Below are 18,291 nucleotides of genomic sequence, written 5' to 3' on the forward strand. Positions count from 1 at the left end.
CGTTCTTTCAAAAAAATGAGCCGTCGAACCCTACCGATGCTTGCGAAACAGCCGCTTGTTCAGCGCTACAAACCGGTCAATCGGCCAGGTCCAGAAATTGCGTTCTCTGGCCCGCAGATAGGCGTAGCCCAGCCACGACGCCAACCCTGCACCGATGACATCCACGATCAGGTCACCCATCGTGTCCAGCAGTCCTGATTTCTGCATATTGAAACCAAACGACTGGTCCATAAGAAACTCTAAGAGTTCCCAAAACACGCCGACCGTGACCGCCAACCCAAAAGCCATCAGACACAGCGCCCAGGGTGGCGCGGCGAACCTGTCACCCTCGAACATCATCAATACGAAGACAAAACCGATCAGCCCGAACCCGATGGCCGAGGACCCGTGCAGTGCCATGTCCCACCACCAGACCCGTTCGTAGAAATCAAACGCTTCGCCCATGAAAATCGATGCGATCACAAAGACGGTCGTCGCCGCCACAAAGGGCATGGGCAGGGTGATGTCCAACCGGTTGGCCAGCACAATGGGGGCGAGTGCAAGTGCTAGGGTCGCAAGTGCCACAAAGGTCAGTGACCAGCGCCCCTCAAACGCGGCCGCGCCCGCTGCAACCAGCAACAGCGCCCAAAGGCCGTGCACCAGAATGCCTTGTTGCCGCAACTGATGGATCAAAGATACGCCCCTTTATGCAAAGGCCATTGATCACTATATGGAGCAGATGTCATCTCCGTTCAAGGACCGGCCCTGCCGGATTGCTAGCTACAATATCCGCAAGGCGCATGGCCTCGACGGCCGGCGCGATCCGGGGCGGGTGCTGGATGTGTTGAACGATCTGGATGCGGATGTGATTGCTCTGCAAGAGGCGGATAACCGTCTGGGAGAGCGTCCCGCAGCGCTGCCCAGGGACATGATTGACCGCCATACTGATTTCGACGTCGTCCCCACCGCTGTCAATGACGTCAGCCTTGGCTGGCACGGTAACGCCGTGCTGGTCCGGCGTGGGACACAAGTGGCGGTCACCAGCCGGATTACCTTGCCAGGGTTGGAACCACGCGGGGCGGTTGCCGTAAAACTGGCCAATGAGCTGACGGTTGTCGGTGTGCATTTGGGATTGCTACGCAGTTCACGGCGGCGGCAACTGGCCACGATCGCCGCACGTCTTGGGAACATGGCGCGCGCCATTGTGATTGGCGATATGAACGAATGGGCGCAAACCCGCGGGTTTGAGGCGCTGGCCGAAGATTTCACCCTGCACAGTCCTGGCCGCACCTTTCATGCCGCCCGGCCCATAGCCGCATTGGACCGCGTGGCGCTAACACATGACCTGACGCTACATGATGCCGGGGTGGAGGAAGGGGTGCTGGCCAAGCGGGCATCCGATCATTTGCCGATCTGGGCGGATGTTGGAGTGAATGCACCTTGCAAATCGGTCTTCAGCAAAGAGGCCGAAACTCCGGTTTGAGCGCAAAGCGGGCAGTCGAGGCGTTGATTACGACGGCGGCCTCGTCCTGCAATGCCGACTTCAACATAGAACCAGATTCAACCCGCCTACAACTTGCGTATCTTCAGCGTCGCCAGTCGGTTCTCTTCTTTTGTCAGGACTTCAAACCGGAAGCCATAGAACGAAAACACCTGTCCTTCGACGGGGATCATTTGGGCTTCGTGGATCACCAGACCGGCCACGGTGTTTGCCTCTTCGTCGGGGAGGTTCCAGTCATGCGCGCGGTTGAGGTCGCGGATCGTCATGCCGCCGTCTACCAGATAGGCGCCGTCCTCGGTTGGGGCGATCTGGTTTTCCTCATGGTCGTCAAATTCATCGGCAATCTCGCCCACGATTTCTTCCAGAATATCCTCAAGCGTGATCAGGCCTTGCAGCGCGCCATATTCATCCACCACCAGTGCGAAATGCGTTTTCCGCTTAAGAAAGCTGCGCATCTGATCGTCAAGCGTGGTGGTTTCCGGCACGAAATACGCAGGCATTGAGACCTTCATGACGTCAAATGCGGCAAGCCCTTTGGCAGCCCCAGTGCCACCATCCAGCAATTTGTGCATCGCGCGCAGCAGGTCTTTGGCGTGGACCATGCCGACGATATTCTCAGGCTCATCGCGGTAAAGCGGCAGGCGCGTGTAGGGGCTTTGCAGAATTTGATCGAGGATTTCGCGGGGCGGCAGGGCTGCATCCAGCATTTCAATCCCGGAACGGTGCAGCATGATTTCCTCAACCGTGCGTTCGTTCAGATCAAGCGCGCCAAGGATACGGTCGCGGTCTTCCTTCTGCACGATACCTTCGGAGTGGCCCAGTTGCAGCGCACCCGCAATTTCTTCGCGCACGGCAAGGATGTTGCTGTCCGGATCTGTGCGCACCCCAAAAAGCAGCAGCACACCGCGCACCAAATAGCGCACAGCGGCGACCAGCGGCGAGAAGATGAAGACAACCACTGCAATGGGCCGGGCGACGCGGGACGCAACAGCCTCGGGGTAGGTGATGGCCAGCGTTTTGGGCAGCACCTCGGCAAAGATCAGCACCAGCAAGGTCATGATAAGCGTCGCCGCAGCCACGCCGTTCTGCCCAAAGATCTTGGTCAGCACCGCGGTGGCCAGCGATGTTGCCAGAATATTGACCACGTTGTTGCCCAACAGGACCGAGCCAATCAGCCTTTCATTGTCTTGGGTTACCAGCAAGGCGCGGTCGGCCCCTTTGGAGCCTTTATCGGCCGCCGTGCGCAGCTTGCCGCGTGACGCGGCCGTCAGCGCAGTCTCGGACCCTGAAAAGAAGGCCGAGAGGATAAGCAGAATAACAATAGCGCCGGCGGTAACCCAGAATGCGGCGTCGAGGGTGGTGATATCCATCAGTAGCTTTCAAGCAAAAACATTGGCGTTATGGAGGTTCTCGCGTGGCGCATCAAGCCTTGGTGGCTTTGGCAAGTGGGTGATGATCAAGCACCAGTTCTTTAAGGCGCTCGTCAAGGACATGGGTGTAAATCTCGGTTGTGGCCACATCGGCGTGGCCCAGCATGGTCTGGATCGAGCGCAGATCGGCGCCCCCGGCCAGCAGGTGCGTGGCAAAGGCATGGCGCAGCGTATGCGGTGTGACCTTGGCCGGGGACACGCCAGCGTCGCGTGCAAATTCTTTGATCAACCCAAAGAACCTGTGCCGCGTCAGGTGCCCGGCCTTGCTTCGTGAGGGGAAGAGGAATTTGGATTGTGCTGTGCCTTCGGCGCGCGCCACATCCGCCATCTTGTCACGGTGGATCAGATAGGCGGCCAATGCCGCGCGGGCAGGGGGCGACAGCGGCACCAGCCGTTCTTTGTCGCCTTTGCCCCGCACCAGCAACATGCGGGGATCACCACGCGCCGCTGACACCGGCAGGCTGACCAATTCAGTGACGCGCATGCCCGTGGCGTAAAGCAGTTCCATCAGACAGGTGTTGCGCAGCGCCTCGCGTTTGGTGTTGCGCGCGGCGTCCAGCAGCCGATCCACCTCGGCCACATCAAGCGTTTTGGGCAAACGCTGTGCCCGTCCGGGGCCCTTGATCTGGATCGCGGGATTGTCGTCGCGCCAGCCTTCCTCAAAGGCGAACCGGTACAGTTGTTTGATCGCCGACAGCCTGCGCGCGCGGGTCGATTTGGCTAGCCCCTCGGCCTCGCAATCAATCAGGTAGCCTTCGACGTGGTCGCGGCTTGCGGTGCTGAAATGCTGGGATTTATCCGTCAGCCATTCCGCGAAACTTTGCAAATCACGCGCATAGGCCAGTTGCGTGTTCGTAGCGGCATCAAGTTCGGCGGCCTGCGCCTCAAGAAACACTTGCACCCAACGCATCATGGGGCGTTCGGCATGGGTCATGCGCTGCGATCCAGGATCATCAGTTGCAGCGCCGCCCGGCGTGCAACGTCTTCGAGCCCCACAGCGCGCAACAAGGTCAGCGCGTCGGTCACCGAACGCAGATCACCATCAGCGCCCGCGTCAAACAAGGCCAGCGCGCGCAGCAGCGCCTCGCCCAGCTTGCCATCGATCACAAGGGATTGCAGGCGCGCAGGGGGTGGTGTGCCGGTAAAGGCTGCCTGAATGGCCCTTGCGCGTGGCGACGTGGCACGGGCATCGGACAGTTGACCGCGTGCAATGGCGATCAGGAAGGGGTCAAACCCTGTGTCGGTTTCTGTGGCAGCAATGGCGACCGCTTCGTAATCTGCCGATAGCAGGCCAATCCAAAAGGCGGTGCGTGCGGCGTCACCGCTAAGTGGGAGATCCTGCAACGCCGGACCATAGAGCTTGGCGAACTGGATTTCGGCGCGCGCATCCTGTGCGGCCTGCCATGCGCCCGGTAGGTTGCGGGCGACGCTTTGCGGATCACGTGCGGTCATGGCGACGTCAAACCGCTGGATCGCTTCGGCCCGGTCCCAAATCCCGCCAGAGGCGGCCGGGGTGCGGGCGGTGTAATGTTTAAGCAGGACATTCTCGGACACCGCACCATGCCGGGCGAGCCGTTCAGCGGCTTCCAATTGCGATTTCCAAGCGGTCGTGGCGCGCAGATCGGCGTGCGAAAAGGCCAGCGGTAGGTTTGCGGTGATCAGCGGCTCTCCAATCGCTTCGTGCATACGGAAGGTCAGGGGGCTAACCCGCGCAGGTGCGGTCAGCGGTGGTTCGCCCTCGTACAGCTCCGGGTCGAGGAAGCGCGACAACAGTGCCTCTTCCTGTTCGGTGATGTCGCCCAGAATGCGGTGGGTGTTCAGCGTCAGCGCGGCAGCGGCCCAATCGCCATTGCGCGCAAGGCAGAAGATGCGAGCAGGGTATGTGGGCGCAATCGAAGGGGTCCGGCCCATCGCGGCGCAGGCGTCATCTTCGGTGCCGGTCAGCAGGGCCACATCAAACCAGCGGCGGAAAAGCTGCGGCGTGTCGGGATCGGCCTGTTCGATCATCGATTTGGCAGGTTCCAGGGCACCCAGATCAAGAAGCTTATCAACGCGAGCCAGAAACAGGGCGCCATCGCTGCCGGCGCCTTGGGGCGGATCAGCCTCGGCCAGCAGCAGGACCTTAAGGAAGTCCTGCAATGCAGGCAGCATTTCCACGCTTTCGGCGCGGACAAGATCGACCAGCACGGCCTCTTCACTGCTGGACCAGATGGTGGGTGGTAGGCCGGTGACGGCATTGGGCAACAGGCCTACGGGGTCTTTGGAAGGCGCATCAAGCGCGCTGACGGTGACGCCGGGGGTTTGGGCGTTGTTGGTGACGGGTGGTTCGTAAAGCGGGGCCTCTTCGACGCTGCGCGACAGCCATTCGATGGCCGACATCGGTTCGGACTGCGCCGCATCTTGGGCGGGCAGGGCGCTGCCTGTTAGGCAAAGGGCGGCAATAACTGCCTTACTCTGTTTCAAGCGTAACAGGGCGTATCACCTCTTGGGTCGGTGCTGCAAAATCATTGGGAAAAAAGAGCGGGCCGACATAGGCATAGGCAATCAACCCGATGCCGCCAAGCACGATTAAAAAGAATAGAACCTTGATCAGTCGCCACATTGCCTGCCCCAATCTGTGTTTTCTGCCTCGATATGTGGTCTAAGTGCCACTTTTTCTAGGGATTATATATGGCCTTTCGCCCAAGATCACGGCATTGATTCATTAATTTTCGCGCACGGCGTTCGGATGCCGATGGCAAAGGGATAAATCAATGGCTGCAGGGCCGCATTCCAGATTGCAACATACGGTGGTTTTGGTGGGCATGATGGGCTCTGGCAAGACTGCAATCGGGCGCGCTTTGGCGGCCCGGTTGGATGTGCCCTTTGTCGACAGCGATGCCGCGATCGAAGATGCCGCAGCAGCCAGTATTGCCGAGATATTTGAACGCGACGGCGAGGCGTTCTTTCGCGACCGCGAGGCAGAGGTCATCAAACGGCTGCTGTCGGGTCCTCCCGGCATCGTTTCGACTGGGGGCGGGGCGTTTTTGGCAACGGCCAATCGCGATGCCATTGCCGAAATGGGCGTGGCCGTGTGGCTGGACGCAGACCTTACAACACTTTGGGAACGCGTCCGCCACAAAGACACAAGGCCCTTGCTGCGCACATCTGATCCCAAGGCCACGCTGACCAAGATATTCGAAGACCGCACGCCGATCTATGCGCTGGCCGGTCTACGCATCCCGGTCAAGGCGGACGCCAGCATTGACCAGACCACCCAAACCGTGATCGACACCCTGTCGACCCGCCCCGATATCCTGGAGAGCTAAGTAATGAACGCGACTGTGCATGTGGACCTGCCGGGCCGGGCTTATGACATCGAAATCGGCCCCGGCGTTCTGGGTGAGGCAGGCACACGCGTTGCCGCGATGGGCGGGCGCAAACATATCTGCATTCTGACCGATGAAACTGTGGCGGGACTGCATCTGACAGCGTTGCAAACCGCGCTAAGCGATGCGGGACTAACGTCTGAGGCTTTGGCGTTGCCCCCCGGTGAGGCCACAAAGTGCTGGGCCCAGCTGGAACATTCGGTCGAATGGCTATTGGCCCAGAAGGTAGAGCGCGGCGATATCGTTGTGGCCTTTGGTGGTGGTGTGATTGGTGATCTTGCAGGGTTTGCGGCAGCGGTATTGCGCCGGGGCGTGCGTTTTGTGCAGATCCCAACGTCGCTGCTTGCACAGGTCGATAGCTCTGTTGGGGGCAAGACGGGCATCAATTCTCCGGCGGGCAAGAACCTGATCGGGGCCTTTCACCAGCCAAGCCTTGTGCTGGCGGATACGGCCCTTTTGGGCACACTGACGCCGCGCGATTTTCTGGCGGGGTACGGCGAGGTCGTAAAATACGGGCTGTTGGGTGATGCGGCGTTCTTTGACTGGCTCGAGGCCGAAGGGCCTGCTTTGGCCGCAGGTGATATGGCGGCGCGGGTGCGTGCCGTGACCCGATCCTGCCAGATGAAGGCGGACATCGTGCAACGCGATGAAACCGAGCAGGGCGACCGCGCGCTTTTGAATCTTGGCCATACGTTCTGCCATGCACTTGAGGCTGCAACAGGCTATTCCGACCGCTTGTTGCATGGCGAAGGGGTGGCCATCGGCTGTGCGCTGGCGTTCGAACTGTCGGCGCGGATCGGGCTATGCAGTCAGGAAGAACCCAGCCGCGTGCGTGCGCATTTACGCGATATGGGGATGAAGGTGGATATCCGCGATATTCCCGGCGATTTGCCCGATGCCAACGGCTTGTTGGACTTGATGGGGCAGGACAAGAAAGTACGCGATGGCAAGCTGCGCTTTATTCTGGCACGGGGCATTGGAGAGGCGTTTATCACCTCTGATGTACCTCGGGATGCGGTGTTGGGCGTGCTGGGCGACGCATTGCGCGGCTAAGGCCTGCGGCTTTATAGAACGCAGCCCGGCCCATGCGCGGCGTCACAATTGGCCTTTGTCAGCGCTCTGATATCTGTGCCCGGTGTCATTCCGTGTCATTGTCATCGCGGCCATCAAGCCGGATGCCATGCGCCTTGGCAAAGTGCAAAAACAGCGGGATTTCGATGATGGCGTAGCAGACGATGGTGAAAACAACCCAGTTGACCTCAAAGAAAAGCAGGGTGAATTGCACGCCCGTGCCCCAGAACCATGCGCCGGCGACAATCAGCGCCAGCGCATTCAGGCCGAGGTCAATCTGCATCAGCCTGTTGATGGTCTTTTCCCGCAAGGTGGGAAAGATACCCAGATAGGCAACGGCCAAAATCAAGCCGACAAGGATCAGAATTTGCGCTTCGGGTGAAACGACCATTACTTTTAGAACGGGATTTCGTCGTCCATATCGCCGCCACCGCCGCCTGATGGGGCGCCTCCACCGGAGTTGCCGCCGCCATAACCACCGCCAGAGGACCCGCCGCCGTAGCTTCCGCCACCGCCACCGCCGCCACCGTAGTTGCCACCACCACCACCACCACCGCCGCCGCCATCGTTGCGGCCGTCCAGCATGGTCAGCGTGCCATCAAAACCGTTCAGCACCACTTCTGTGGAATAGCGGTCTTGACCGGATTGATCCTGCCATTTGCGGGTTTGCAGCTTGCCTTCGATATAAACCTTGGAGCCTTTGCGCAGATATTGCTCGGCGATGCGGACCAGACCTTCTTGAAAGATCGCTACAGTGTGCCATTCGGTTTTTTCCCGACGCTCGCCTGTGTTCTTGTCTTTCCAGGTCTCAGACGTGGCGATGCGGATATTGCACACTTTGCCGCCGTTCTGGAATGTGCGCACCTCGGGGTCTGCCCCCAGATTGCCGATAAGGATAACTTTGTTCACTGATCCGGCCATGACGGCACCCCCTACGATTCTGCTTTGCGCTTTTGTGACAGACCACGCATGCAGCAACAAGGTTAACGACAGGTTTCCAGTGGTGGGATTGGCGCGACAGCACAAAAAGACTATGTGTCTGAGGAACCAAGACCGGGAATAGTCGTCACGTGAAGAATTTGCGCACCATCATTGGTCTGACAGTCGCCTGTGTGGCGGGCGATGCGTGGGCGCAGGATCAGGTTTCGACCATGTCGCGCAATGGGCTGTTGCAAAGCCAGATTTCGGTTCTCGATGGTCGTGCAGCAGAGCAGTATCAGAACTCAACCCGGCTGCAGCCACCGCGCGCCGAAGGGTTCACGATCACACCTGCATATCTTGGCGATTATTCGGGCCCTTATCTGCGTATGGCGCAGGCCGCGGCGGGCGCGCAAGGCGTGCCTGCGGGGCTGTTCTTGCGATTGGTTGAGCAGGAAAGCGGTTGGAATGCCTCTGCGCGGTCCGTCAAAGGGGCGCTTGGGTTGGCGCAACTGATGCCGGAAACTGCCCGTGTGCTTGGCGTTGATCCGCTTGATCCAGTGCAGAACCTTGAAGGTGGCGCGCGCTATCTGCGCGCACAGTTTGAGGCATTCGGCAGTTGGGAACTGGCCCTTGCGGCCTATAATGCTGGGCCGGGTGCGGTCACGCGCTATGGCGGGGTGCCGCCTTTTGCAGAGACCCAGAATTACGTGCAGGTGATTTGGGGGCAGTAGTGGATCCCGCCAAAGGCAAAAAGCCCCCGGCGGGTCGTTCTGCTATTCCGCTGCGATCTGAATGACCGGTTCCATATCGGCCAGATCAGCATCGCTCAGGTGACATTTGATCTGGTGACCATCTGCCAGCATCCGCACTGGTGGCACATCTTTTTCGCACAAACCCCCGGCCACTTTGGATTTCCAGTTGCAGCGCGTCTGGAACGGGCAGCCGCTGGGCGGGTTCATGGCTGACGGGATATCGCCCTCTAGCACGATGTGCTTTTTCTCAACCGACGTATCCGCAATAGGCACGGCTGACAGAAGCGCCTCGGTGTAGGGGTGGTAAGGCGGTGCAAACACCTGATCGGTGCTGCCCAGTTCCACCACATGGCCCAGATACATCACCATCACCCGGTCAGACAGATAGCGCACGATAGAAAGGTCATGGCTGATAAAGAGCAGCGTGGTTTTATGTTCACGCTGGATTTCCATCAGCAAATCCGTGACCGCCGCCTGCACCGACACATCAAGCGCTGACACAGGTTCATCCGCCACAACGATGCGTGCGTCACCGGCAAAGGCACGGGCGATACCCACACGTTGCTTTTGCCCACCAGAAAGCTGGCGCGGCATCCGGTCGGCAAAGGCACGGGGGAGTTTCACGAGGTCAAGCAGGTTAAGCATCCTCTCGCGCCGTTCACCATCGTTGTTACCGATGCCAAAGATTTCCAACGCCCGCATGATTTGCCGCCCCACCGTCATTGAGGGGTTCAGCGTGTCAAAGGGGTTCTGGAACACCATCTGAATGTCGGCGATGGTCTTGGTATCGCGGTTTTCGATGGGGGTGTCGCCAATGGCTTTGTTATCCAGCAGGATTTCGCCCTCGGTCGCTGTTTCCAGCCCCATCAACACCTTGGCAAAGGTCGATTTACCGCAACCGGATTCGCCCACAATGGCCAGCGTTTCGCTTTCGCGCGCTTCAAAGCTGAGGGTTTCATTGGCTTTGACAACCTTCGTGTCGCCGCCGCCAAAAAGGGCATTCGCCGCAACCTCGTAGTATTTCTTGAGGTTATCCATTTTCAGAACCACTGGTCCCGGTTCGGGCTTTTCGGTCTGGGCACCGACTTCAATCGGTGCTTGCCAGTCGATTTCCGCGAATTTCAAACAACGGGTCTGGTGCCGGTCATTGCCCGGAACAGCATCCATTGGGATAAAGCCCGCGTCGCAGCGCCCGGCCTCAAAATAATCGCAGCGCGGGCCAAAGTTACACCCTTGCGGGCGTTCGTGCGGCAAGGGGAAGTTGCCGGGGATCGCCACCAAGGGGCGCGCGTTTTTGTCGGCGCCGGGTAGGGGGATCGAACGGAACAGCGCTTGCGTGTAAGGGTGCTGCATCTCGTCAAAGACGTCTTCGATTGACCCACGTTCGACTGCTTCGCCGGAATACATCACACAGATGCGGTCGCAGGTTTCCAGCACCAGCCCAAGGTTGTGACTGATGAACAGCATCGATGTGCCATATTTTTTGCCAAGGTCTTTGACTAGTTCAACAACCGCAGCCTCAACCGTCACGTCAAGTGCGGTTGTCGGCTCATCAAGGATCAGCAGTGATGGTTTCGACATCAGCGCCATCGCGATCACGATACGCTGTTGTTGCCCGCCCGACAGTTGGTGTGGATAGCTTTTCAGCATCCGTTCGGGGTCGGGCAGTTTCACGTCTGTGACAACTTCCAGCGCGCGCGCGTAGGCTTCTTTCTCGCTCACGCCTTCGTGGATCATCGGCACTTCCATCAGCTGCTTGCCGATTTTCATGGCCGGGTTCAGCGACGCCATCGGTTCCTGATAGATCATCGCAATCTCAGAGCCGCGAATATCGCGCAGCTCTTCCGGTGACATCTCGCAAAGGTCGCGGCCTTTGAACTTGATGGAACCACCAACGATGCGCCCATTGACGCCAAGGTCTTGCATGACACCCAAAGCGACGGTGGATTTGCCGCAACCGCTTTCGCCGACAAGGCCAAGCGCCTCTCCGGGCATGACCTTGGCCGAAAAATCCATCACGGCAGGGATTTCACGCAGGCGAGTAAAGAAGGAAATCGAAAGTTTGTCGATCTCAAGGATAGGTTGATCAGTCATTCGTTTAATCCTTCAAGCTTTCTTCGCGCAGGCCGTCGGCCAGTAGGTTCAGACCCAGAACAAGGCTGAGCAGGGCAACCGCCGGTGGCAGAGCAGGGTGGGCGTAGATCAACAGCAGCTTGCGCCCTTCGTTGATCGTTGACCCCCAGTCAGGGCTTTCTGATGACAGGCCCAGACCGAAGAAACCCAAGGTCCCCAAAAGGATGGTGGTGTAGCCAATCCGCAGGCAGAAATCGACGATCAGCGGGCCACGAGCGTTGGGCAGAATTTCCCAGAGCATAATGTACCACGCGCCTTCGCCACGCGTTTGCGCCGCCGCCACATAGTCGCGCGTGCGCAGGTCCAGCGTCAGACCGCGCACGATACGGAAGACGGTGGGCGCGTTTACGAAAACCACCGACACAAAGACCACGAGGATTGAGATATCAAAAAGGTCCATCCACGCAGGCAGGAAGTCGATGACCGTGCCCTTTTGGTTGATGATCGACAGATAGAGCCATCCAAGGATACCCAGCACGGGGATCAGGATCGCGTTTCGCTTGGCCGGTTGTGTGTAGTAACGCGAGTTCAGCAACACGCCGAAAAAGATCAGCGGGAAGACAAAGAGGAACGCGGCCATATAGGATGGGATGCCTGTCTGCACGATTTCCGGTGTGACCAGCAGATAGAACAGCAGGATCACAGGGAAGGCGAGGATCAGGTTGGCGACAAACGACAGGAAAGTATCGAGCTTGCCACCATAGAACCCCGCAGGCAAACCCAGCGTGATCCCCACCATAAAGGCAAAGATCGTGGCCAAAGGCGCGATGGCAATTACAAAGACCGATCCGGTGACCACGCGGCTAAAGATATCGCGGGCCAGATTGTCACCGCCCAGCAGATAATGCGGAATGGCGCCCTCTGTGCCTTCAGGCACCGGCACGCCGGGCACTTTGTTTTTCAGGCCAGAGACTTGGCTGAGGTAATCGTGTGTGCCGATCCAGTCGAACACACCGACAAATAGCGCCGTGAACACCCAGAACATCACCAACGCAAAGCCGATCATGCCAATGGTGCTGTCGAACAGCTTGCCGTAAAGGCCCAGCTTACGCTTGTAGTAGATCGACACAGCAAAAAGCGCGATCAGAGCGACCCAGACCGGCAGGAACCGTTTTGACATCTCGCCGATGATCCCCGCACTGCCATAGGGCATCACAAGCGGGACAATGATGTAGGCGACAACAACGGTAAGTGTTGCAAGGAACAGCCATTTGACGCCGGTTTCTGCCAGACCCAATGGGCCAGCTGTTGCGGCAATTGTACCATCAGGGTTGGCTTGCAGTGTCTGTGGCGGGGCGAAGAACCCCAGCACCATCTGCGCCACCAAGGCAATGATCAGAAGGCCAACCAAGATCATAAAAATCGGGTTAAGATAGCCGCCAAGGCTACCTGTCCAAGTGAGAGCTTCCATGTGTTCAGCCTCCTCTTAAGAAATACGAATGCGTGGGTTCAGGAACACATAGCCGATGTCAGATATCAGCTGTGTGATCAGGACCACGAAGACGGAAACGATGGAAACACCAAGCAACAGCTCAATGTCGTTATTGCCGGCGGCTTGTACCAGCACCCAGCCAAAGCCCTTGTAGTTGAACAAGGTCTCGACGATGACGACGCCGTTCAACAGCCACGGGAATTGCAACATGATCACTGTAAAGGGGGCGATCAAGGCGTTGCGCAGCGCGTGCCTGAGGACGATTTTGGGAAAGCTCACACCTTTCAGACGGGCAGTGCGGATGTACTGTGCCGTCATGACCTCGGTCATTGAGGCCCGCGTCATCCGCGCGATATAGCCCATGCCGTAAAGTGCAATGGTGATCACCGGCAGGAAGAAGTTCTCAAACGTTGCATCATCCATCGCCGATGTCGCGGTGCCCTTGAACCATTGCATCCCGAAGGTTGCGGTCGCAAAGACCGAGATGAAAACAACACCTGACACGTATTCAGGCGTGGCGGTTGAAACGATCGATACAGTTGAAAGGCTGCGGTCGGTCCGTGATCCTTCGCGCATGCCCGCTAGCACGCCGATGATCAGCGCGCCGGGCACCATGACCAACATGACACAAAGCATCAGTTTGCCGGTCAGACCAAGGCGGGTGGCCACGATGCTGCCGACCTCGTCCTTAAAGACTGTTGAATAGCCCCAGTCACCTTGCAGGATACCGCAGAAGGTAGACGCATCCTCGACCGGTTCTCCGGGTAGCTGACATCTTGCGCGCACCTCTCCGTCGGCACCTTCAATGACGTAACCGGGCAAAACCCCCAGCCATTGGCCGTATTTGACAGGCAATGCTTGTGAATATCCCCGGTTTTCCAGCCAACTGACCACAGCTTCGTCCGACATGCGGGCGTTGCCTTGGGTCTTGGCGAGTTTTTCAAGGTTTGGTGCAAGGTTCGTTAGCCAAAACACAATAAATGTCAGGCAAAGTGCCGTGAGGAGCATGACCCCAAGGCGGCGCAGAATAAACAGTCCCATAAAGGCCCCTGTTGGTGAGCAGCGTCAGGACGTTGCCTGACTGGAAATTTATAGTGCAGCCCCGTTTTGCGGTGATCTGCACGCCGTCACGAAAAAGGGCCGCCCAGTTTGGGCGGCCCTTTGGAAGTTTAGGCGGCGAAAGCCACTTTATACATCTGTGGCAGATATGCGATGTGCATGTCCCAACCCACAATGCCAGGCTTGGCGTGGCGGTAGACCGTGCGCCAGTATGGCTGGATGGTCACGCCTTCATCGGTCATGATGCCTTGCAGTTTGGCCATAACCTCACGGCGCTCACCGGCATCCGCCAGAGAGTTGGCTTCAGCAAGCAGCGTATCAAACTCAGCATTGGCAAAGCCCGCTTCGTTCCATGCTTCGCCTGAACGATACGCCAGACCAAGGATCTGCGTATCGATGGGGCGGTGGTTCCAGTTTGTCGAAGAGAACGGGTACTTTGTCCAATCGTTCCAGAAGGTCGAGCCTGGAATGATTGTCCGCTTGATGTTGAAGCCCGCGTCACGCAACTGGGCGGCAACTGCGTCAGTTGTGTTCTTACGCCAGTCATCGTCGATGGATGTGATTTCCATCTCAAAATCTGCCATGCCAGCCTCTGTCAGCAGGGCAAGCGCACCTTCGGGATCGAAGGGCAGACCCGGAACATCGGCCCATGCAGGGTGCATCGGACCCACGTGCTGGTTGCGCGCAACCACACCGCGGTTCGCATAGCCCAGCTCAAGGCAGACAGCATTGTCAACGGCCATTGCAATCGCCTGACGAACGCGTTTGTCCGCGTAGGGCTGCGTGCCATCAACTTCGGCCAATTGGTTGGGACGGATCACGATCGTCGCAGCAGAGGCCACTTCAGATCGTTCCCAACCGATGCCTTCGACAACATCCACAAAATCGCCAACAGTTTCGTAGAACATGTCAACTTCGTCAGCGGCAGCCGCAGCCACCCAAGCGGATGGGTCTGTGCCATAGTCGATGTATTCGATCCGATCGAGGAAGGCGCCGCGGTTTTCGGCATAGCCCCACCACTCAAAGCCTTCGTTGCGGACCAGCACGGCCTTCACACCCACTTCGAGAGTTTCTGGCAGGTAGGGACCTGTTCCAACCGGGTTGCCGGTCATGTTCTCTGGATCGAAATCGGCAGGCACGATAGCGGCCGGATAGTCGGCCATGCCAGCGATCAGCGTGATGTCGGATGCAGGCAGGTTCAAGCGCACGGTGAGATCGTCAACAACCTCAACACTGCCATCAACGGCGGTGCCTGTGGCCTCATCAATCAGGACCGCAAAGCGGCCAGCCATTGAGTTGCCTTCGACGTTCTTGTCACACCAGCCTTCGATGTTGCGAGCAACATCCGCAGCAGTGAAGTCAGAACCGTCGTTCCATTTGACGCCCGGACGCACGTTCAGTGTGTAAACTGTTGCGTCGTCGTTCACTTCCCAGCTGGAAAGCAGCATTGGCGCGAAAGAACCGTCATTGTTGTACTCAACAAGGTACTCCAACCAACCATGTGAGAAGAACGCGATCTGCGTCCAGTCATAGGTGCGCGGGTCTTTGAGCGCACGAACTTCCATCTGCATGCGGATCGTGCCGCCTTGTTGTGCGTGGCCAGCAGCATGGGCTGGGGCAGCAGCGCCGATCAGACCATAGGCAGCTGTCGCTGTGACACCCAATGCAGTCGTACGTGCGAGGAATTCGCGGCGGTCAAGTTTGCCCGCTTTTGCGTCCTCAGCATATACTTTCGCATATGGGTGGATCTTGGTTGTGATGTGCGTCATTCGATTCTCCCTGTGACACAATATTACTTCGTCGCGGCAATACCGCTTATAGACAATCGTCCGTTATCTTTTCAGTGGTCTCCCGTCCGCAGAGCATTCGGCACAATTTTGGACGTCAGGTCAACCGAACCTTTCGTAAATTGCATGACATTTACGACATCTCGAAGTGCCAAAAGCGACATTGCCGCCTGTGCAGCGCTGCATCACCAAATGCGGCGGCGCAGCAAAATCAGGCCTATGCGCGTATCTCGGCCGTGCCGCGTTTGCGAAACCCAGAAGGCGTTTCGCCCGATTTCTCAAGAAAGCTACGCGTGAAATAGGCAGCTGATCGAAAGCTAAGTGATTTGGCGATATCCTGAATGGGGCGGTGGGTTTCGCGCAGCATCACGCAGGCCTCATAATGGATGCGATCATTCAACAGCGCGAGCGCCGAGCGCCCACAGGTTTTCTGACAACAGCGTGTCAGATGGGTGGGGGTGACGTTCAATTGGCTCGCATAGCCCGACACGCCACGATCAGACGAAAACTCATGTGCGATCAGGGCGGTGTAGCGCGCGACCAGCCGCGCCGCCGCGGTATTGCGCCGCTGGTCGGTTGTTGCCGGATCACGGTCGCGCAATTGACGGTCCACAAAAACGGTGAGCAGTCCCAGATAACACTGTGCTGCGCGCAAATCACCGCTGGGTTGGATTTCCCGCTCAATCGATTCCATCAGGCTGATCAGCTCTTTTTGCGGGTCGTTCTGCATCAGGCGCAGATGAAACGGCGCATCTGGCCACTCAGTGACATCAGGCAGGGTCAGGGTCTGCCCAAAGACAGAGGGGCCGACCTCCATGCCATACATCGTGTGAGGTGGCAGATAGATCAGGTTGTTGGGGCCATAGCCGTTGGTCAGACCCGCCACAGTGATCCGGCCTTGCCCACGAGTGATATGGATCAGGCGCCCGGCGGCATGGCTGCGCATCGCCTCTGTCCGCCAGCGCATTGCCGGTCCGGCATGGGTGATTGTGCCCAGCCTGATGCCGGGGTGTGGGTCGATTTGCATGTGGGTCAACTTGCCTCAATGTTGATTTTTCACAAGTCTGCCGAGAAAGCCGTTTGGAATCAATGATCTGGATCAGGGGCGAATCGCAGTGTTGCAGATAAGTCAGCGCCATCTGCTGCGATATGGTGCCAATCCTTTTGTTTTGAGCGGAACCATGTGCGTTGCCGTTTGGCATATTGACGCGAGGCGATGATGGCCGCATCGCGGGCGGCCTCCAGCGTCAGGTGCCCTTGCAGATGAGCGATCAGTTCAGGCGCGCCAATCGCCTTGGAGGATTGAAAGGCCGGGTTCCAATTGGGCAGCATCGCCTGCGCTTCGTCCAGGGCGCCAGCTTGCAGCATCAGATCGAACCGCCGGGTGATCCTGTCATTGAGCCAATCCTTGGTCGCGTCCATCGTGATGCAGATTGCCCGATCCGCAGGCAGCAGCGGCGGCGGTGTTTCATCCTGCCATGCGGCAAGGGATTTGCCGGTCGCCCGCTGCACCTCCCACGCGCGCTGCACGCGCATGCGGTTTTGGGTGTCGATACGCCCGCGCGTCATTGCATCAAGGTCACCCAGAAGATCGGGCAGGGCGATTTGGTTGGCCTTTGCGCGCAATGCATCAGGTGTGGCGGGAATTTCGGCCAACCCCTGCGTCAGCGCGTGAAAATTCAACCCTGTGCCCCCCACAATGATCGGACGTGTGTCGCCTGACAGAAACGGCGTGACATCGCGCAGCCAATGGCCCGCCGAATAGGGCGCCTCAAAGGGCACATGCCCATAAAGCGCATGTGGGGCCAGCGCCAGATCCGCATCATCAGGCCGCGCTGTCAGGATGCGCCAGCCCGCAAAGACCTGCAACGCATCGGCATTCACGATCACACCGCCCTGAGCTTGCGCAATCGCAAGTGCGAGTGCCGATTTGCCCGAGGCCGTGGGCCCGGCAATCAAGACCGGCTGATGAGGGGTGATTGTGATCATGAGACCTTCATGCCGGGTCTGGCTTTTCTGGGCAAGCTGGCATTGAACCTTCGCGCATTTTCCGACATTTTGCACGACGACATATCATTGGCGAGGGCAGCACCATGAGCGACACCGACAAGGCAGCATATAAACGGGTCATGCTGAAGATATCGGGAGAGGCGCTGATGGGCGATACCTCTTTCGGATTGCATCCACCGACGGTGCAGCGCATCGCCAAAGAAGTCAAAACCGTTCATGATCTGGGCGTCGAGATTTGCATGGTAATCGGCGGCGGCAACATCTTTCGCGGGCTACAAGGTTCTGCGCAGGGGATGGAGCGCACAACCGCCGACTATATGGGCATGCTGGCCACGGTGATGAACGCGCTGGCGATGCAATCGGCTCTGGAAGAACTGGGGATCCACACGCGGGTGATTTCGGCCATCACGATGAACGAGGTGGCCGAGCCCTACATCCGCCGCCGTGCTGTCCGCCACCTAGAGAAAAAGCGGGTCTGCATTTTTGCGGCAGGCACTGGCAATCCTTATTTCACCACCGACACTGCCGCGACCCTGCGGGCCAGCGAAATGAACTGCGAGGCGATATTCAAAGGCACCAAGGTGGATGGTGTCTATGACAAGGATCCTGCCAAACACGATGATGCCACGCGCTATGAGGTGGTGAGCTATGATGAGGTGCTGCAAAAGCATCTGGGTGTGATGGACGCCAGTGCCATTGCCTTGGCGCGCGACAATGATTTGCCGATCATCGTATTTTCGCTGGATGATAAGGGCGGGTTCCGCGGTATCCTTGCAGGCGAAGGCACACATACCATCGTGAGGGATTAAAAGGGGCGGCTGCGCCGCATGCCATTTGTTTGGATGAGG

The 18,291-nt window shown here is 58.4% G+C and carries 18 protein-coding genes; 5 read left to right on the forward strand and 13 right to left on the reverse strand.

What is annotated here, in order from left to right; genetic code table 11:
* Nucleotides 1–30: 30 nt before the first annotated feature.
* Entirely contained in the window at nucleotides 31–672 is a 642-nt protein-coding gene (locus tag DHN10_RS05065) for a hypothetical protein (RefSeq protein WP_234417034.1), read from the reverse strand.
* A 46-nt stretch (nucleotides 673–718) separates the two neighbouring features.
* Here DHN10_RS05065 and DHN10_RS05070 point away from each other — a divergent pair, with 46 nt between their 5' ends.
* A complete protein-coding gene (locus DHN10_RS05070) occupies nucleotides 719–1,462 on the forward strand; it encodes an endonuclease/exonuclease/phosphatase family protein (RefSeq protein ID WP_108814515.1) in 744 nt (247 codons plus the stop codon).
* An 86-nt stretch (nucleotides 1,463–1,548) separates the two neighbouring features.
* Here the strand turns inward: DHN10_RS05070 and DHN10_RS05075 are convergent, their stop codons facing one another.
* The 4 genes from DHN10_RS05075 to DHN10_RS19850 all read right to left on the reverse strand — a co-directional run bounded on the left by DHN10_RS05075 (nucleotide 1,549) and on the right by DHN10_RS19850 (nucleotide 5,512).
* Nucleotides 1,549–2,850 (reverse strand): HlyC/CorC family transporter, encoded by a 1,302-nt coding sequence (locus DHN10_RS05075; RefSeq protein ID WP_108814160.1) that lies wholly within the window; start codon nucleotides 2,848–2,850, stop codon nucleotides 1,549–1,551.
* 52 nt (nucleotides 2,851–2,902) lie between these two features.
* Entirely contained in the window at nucleotides 2,903–3,844 is a 942-nt protein-coding gene (locus tag DHN10_RS05080; RefSeq protein WP_108814161.1) for a site-specific tyrosine recombinase XerD, read from the reverse strand.
* Nucleotides 3,841–5,289 (reverse strand): hypothetical protein, encoded by a 1,449-nt coding sequence (locus DHN10_RS05085; RefSeq protein WP_108814162.1) that lies wholly within the window; start codon nucleotides 5,287–5,289, stop codon nucleotides 3,841–3,843. Before DHN10_RS05085 ends, DHN10_RS05080 begins: the two co-directional genes overlap by 4 nt.
* Nucleotides 5,290–5,359: 70 nt before the next feature.
* Nucleotides 5,360–5,512 carry a hypothetical protein gene (locus tag DHN10_RS19850; protein WP_199910633.1) on the reverse strand — a complete coding sequence of 51 codons (153 nt, stop codon included), beginning with the start codon at nucleotides 5,510–5,512 and terminating at the stop codon, nucleotides 5,360–5,362.
* Nucleotides 5,513–5,663: 151 nt separating this feature from the next.
* Between DHN10_RS19850 and DHN10_RS05090 the strand changes: the two genes are divergently transcribed.
* A complete protein-coding gene (locus tag DHN10_RS05090; protein WP_108814163.1) occupies nucleotides 5,664–6,218 on the forward strand; it encodes a shikimate kinase in 555 nt (184 codons plus the stop codon).
* Between the two features lie 3 nt (nucleotides 6,219–6,221).
* Nucleotides 6,222–7,331, forward strand: a complete 1,110-nt coding sequence (gene aroB, locus DHN10_RS05095; protein ID WP_108814164.1) for a 3-dehydroquinate synthase — start codon at nucleotides 6,222–6,224, stop codon at nucleotides 7,329–7,331.
* Between the two features lie 85 nt (nucleotides 7,332–7,416).
* On the opposite strand, the gene DHN10_RS05100 is transcribed toward aroB, so the two are convergent.
* Nucleotides 7,417–7,740 carry a hypothetical protein gene (locus tag DHN10_RS05100; protein WP_108814165.1) on the reverse strand — a complete coding sequence of 108 codons (324 nt, stop codon included), beginning with the start codon at nucleotides 7,738–7,740 and terminating at the stop codon, nucleotides 7,417–7,419.
* A gap of 5 nt (nucleotides 7,741–7,745) precedes the next feature.
* Complete coding sequence (gene ssb / locus DHN10_RS05105) at nucleotides 7,746–8,270, reverse strand: single-stranded DNA-binding protein (RefSeq protein ID WP_108814166.1); 525 nt, start codon at nucleotides 8,268–8,270, stop codon at nucleotides 7,746–7,748.
* Between the two features lie 149 nt (nucleotides 8,271–8,419).
* On the opposite strand from ssb, the gene DHN10_RS05110 reads away from it, so the two are divergent.
* A complete protein-coding gene (locus tag DHN10_RS05110; RefSeq protein WP_373456666.1) occupies nucleotides 8,420–9,001 on the forward strand; it encodes a lytic transglycosylase domain-containing protein in 582 nt (193 codons plus the stop codon).
* A 42-nt stretch (nucleotides 9,002–9,043) separates the two neighbouring features.
* Here the strand turns inward: DHN10_RS05110 and DHN10_RS05115 are convergent, their stop codons facing one another.
* The 6 genes from DHN10_RS05115 to miaA all read right to left on the reverse strand — a co-directional run bounded on the left by DHN10_RS05115 (nucleotide 9,044) and on the right by miaA (nucleotide 17,422).
* Entirely contained in the window at nucleotides 9,044–11,116 is a 2,073-nt protein-coding gene (locus tag DHN10_RS05115) for a dipeptide ABC transporter ATP-binding protein (RefSeq protein ID WP_108814167.1), read from the reverse strand.
* Nucleotides 11,117–11,120: 4 nt separating this feature from the next.
* Nucleotides 11,121–12,566, reverse strand: a complete 1,446-nt coding sequence (locus tag DHN10_RS05120) for an ABC transporter permease (RefSeq protein WP_108814168.1) — start codon at nucleotides 12,564–12,566, stop codon at nucleotides 11,121–11,123.
* Nucleotides 12,567–12,581: 15 nt separating this feature from the next.
* The gene (locus DHN10_RS05125; protein ID WP_108814169.1) at nucleotides 12,582–13,628 is read right to left on the reverse strand and encodes an ABC transporter permease; all 1,047 of its coding nucleotides are present in this window, start codon (nucleotides 13,626–13,628) and stop codon (nucleotides 12,582–12,584) included.
* A gap of 128 nt (nucleotides 13,629–13,756) precedes the next feature.
* Nucleotides 13,757–15,415: an ABC transporter substrate-binding protein gene (locus DHN10_RS05130; RefSeq protein ID WP_108814170.1), complete on the reverse strand. Its 1,659-nt coding sequence runs from the start codon at nucleotides 15,413–15,415 to the stop codon at nucleotides 13,757–13,759.
* Between the two features lie 235 nt (nucleotides 15,416–15,650).
* Complete coding sequence (locus DHN10_RS05135) at nucleotides 15,651–16,460, reverse strand: helix-turn-helix transcriptional regulator (RefSeq protein WP_108814171.1); 810 nt, start codon at nucleotides 16,458–16,460, stop codon at nucleotides 15,651–15,653.
* Between the two features lie 59 nt (nucleotides 16,461–16,519).
* A complete protein-coding gene (gene miaA / locus DHN10_RS05140; RefSeq protein WP_108814172.1) occupies nucleotides 16,520–17,422 on the reverse strand; it encodes a tRNA (adenosine(37)-N6)-dimethylallyltransferase MiaA in 903 nt (300 codons plus the stop codon).
* 104 nt (nucleotides 17,423–17,526) lie between these two features.
* On the opposite strand from miaA, the gene pyrH reads away from it, so the two are divergent.
* Nucleotides 17,527–18,252 carry a UMP kinase gene (gene pyrH / locus DHN10_RS05145; protein WP_108814173.1) on the forward strand — a complete coding sequence of 242 codons (726 nt, stop codon included), beginning with the start codon at nucleotides 17,527–17,529 and terminating at the stop codon, nucleotides 18,250–18,252.
* The last annotated feature ends 39 nt before the right edge of the window (nucleotides 18,253–18,291 follow it).

It is taken from the genome of Loktanella sp. Alg231-35 (genome assembly GCF_900143545.1).
GTDB lineage: Bacteria > Pseudomonadota > Alphaproteobacteria > Rhodobacterales > Rhodobacteraceae > Yoonia.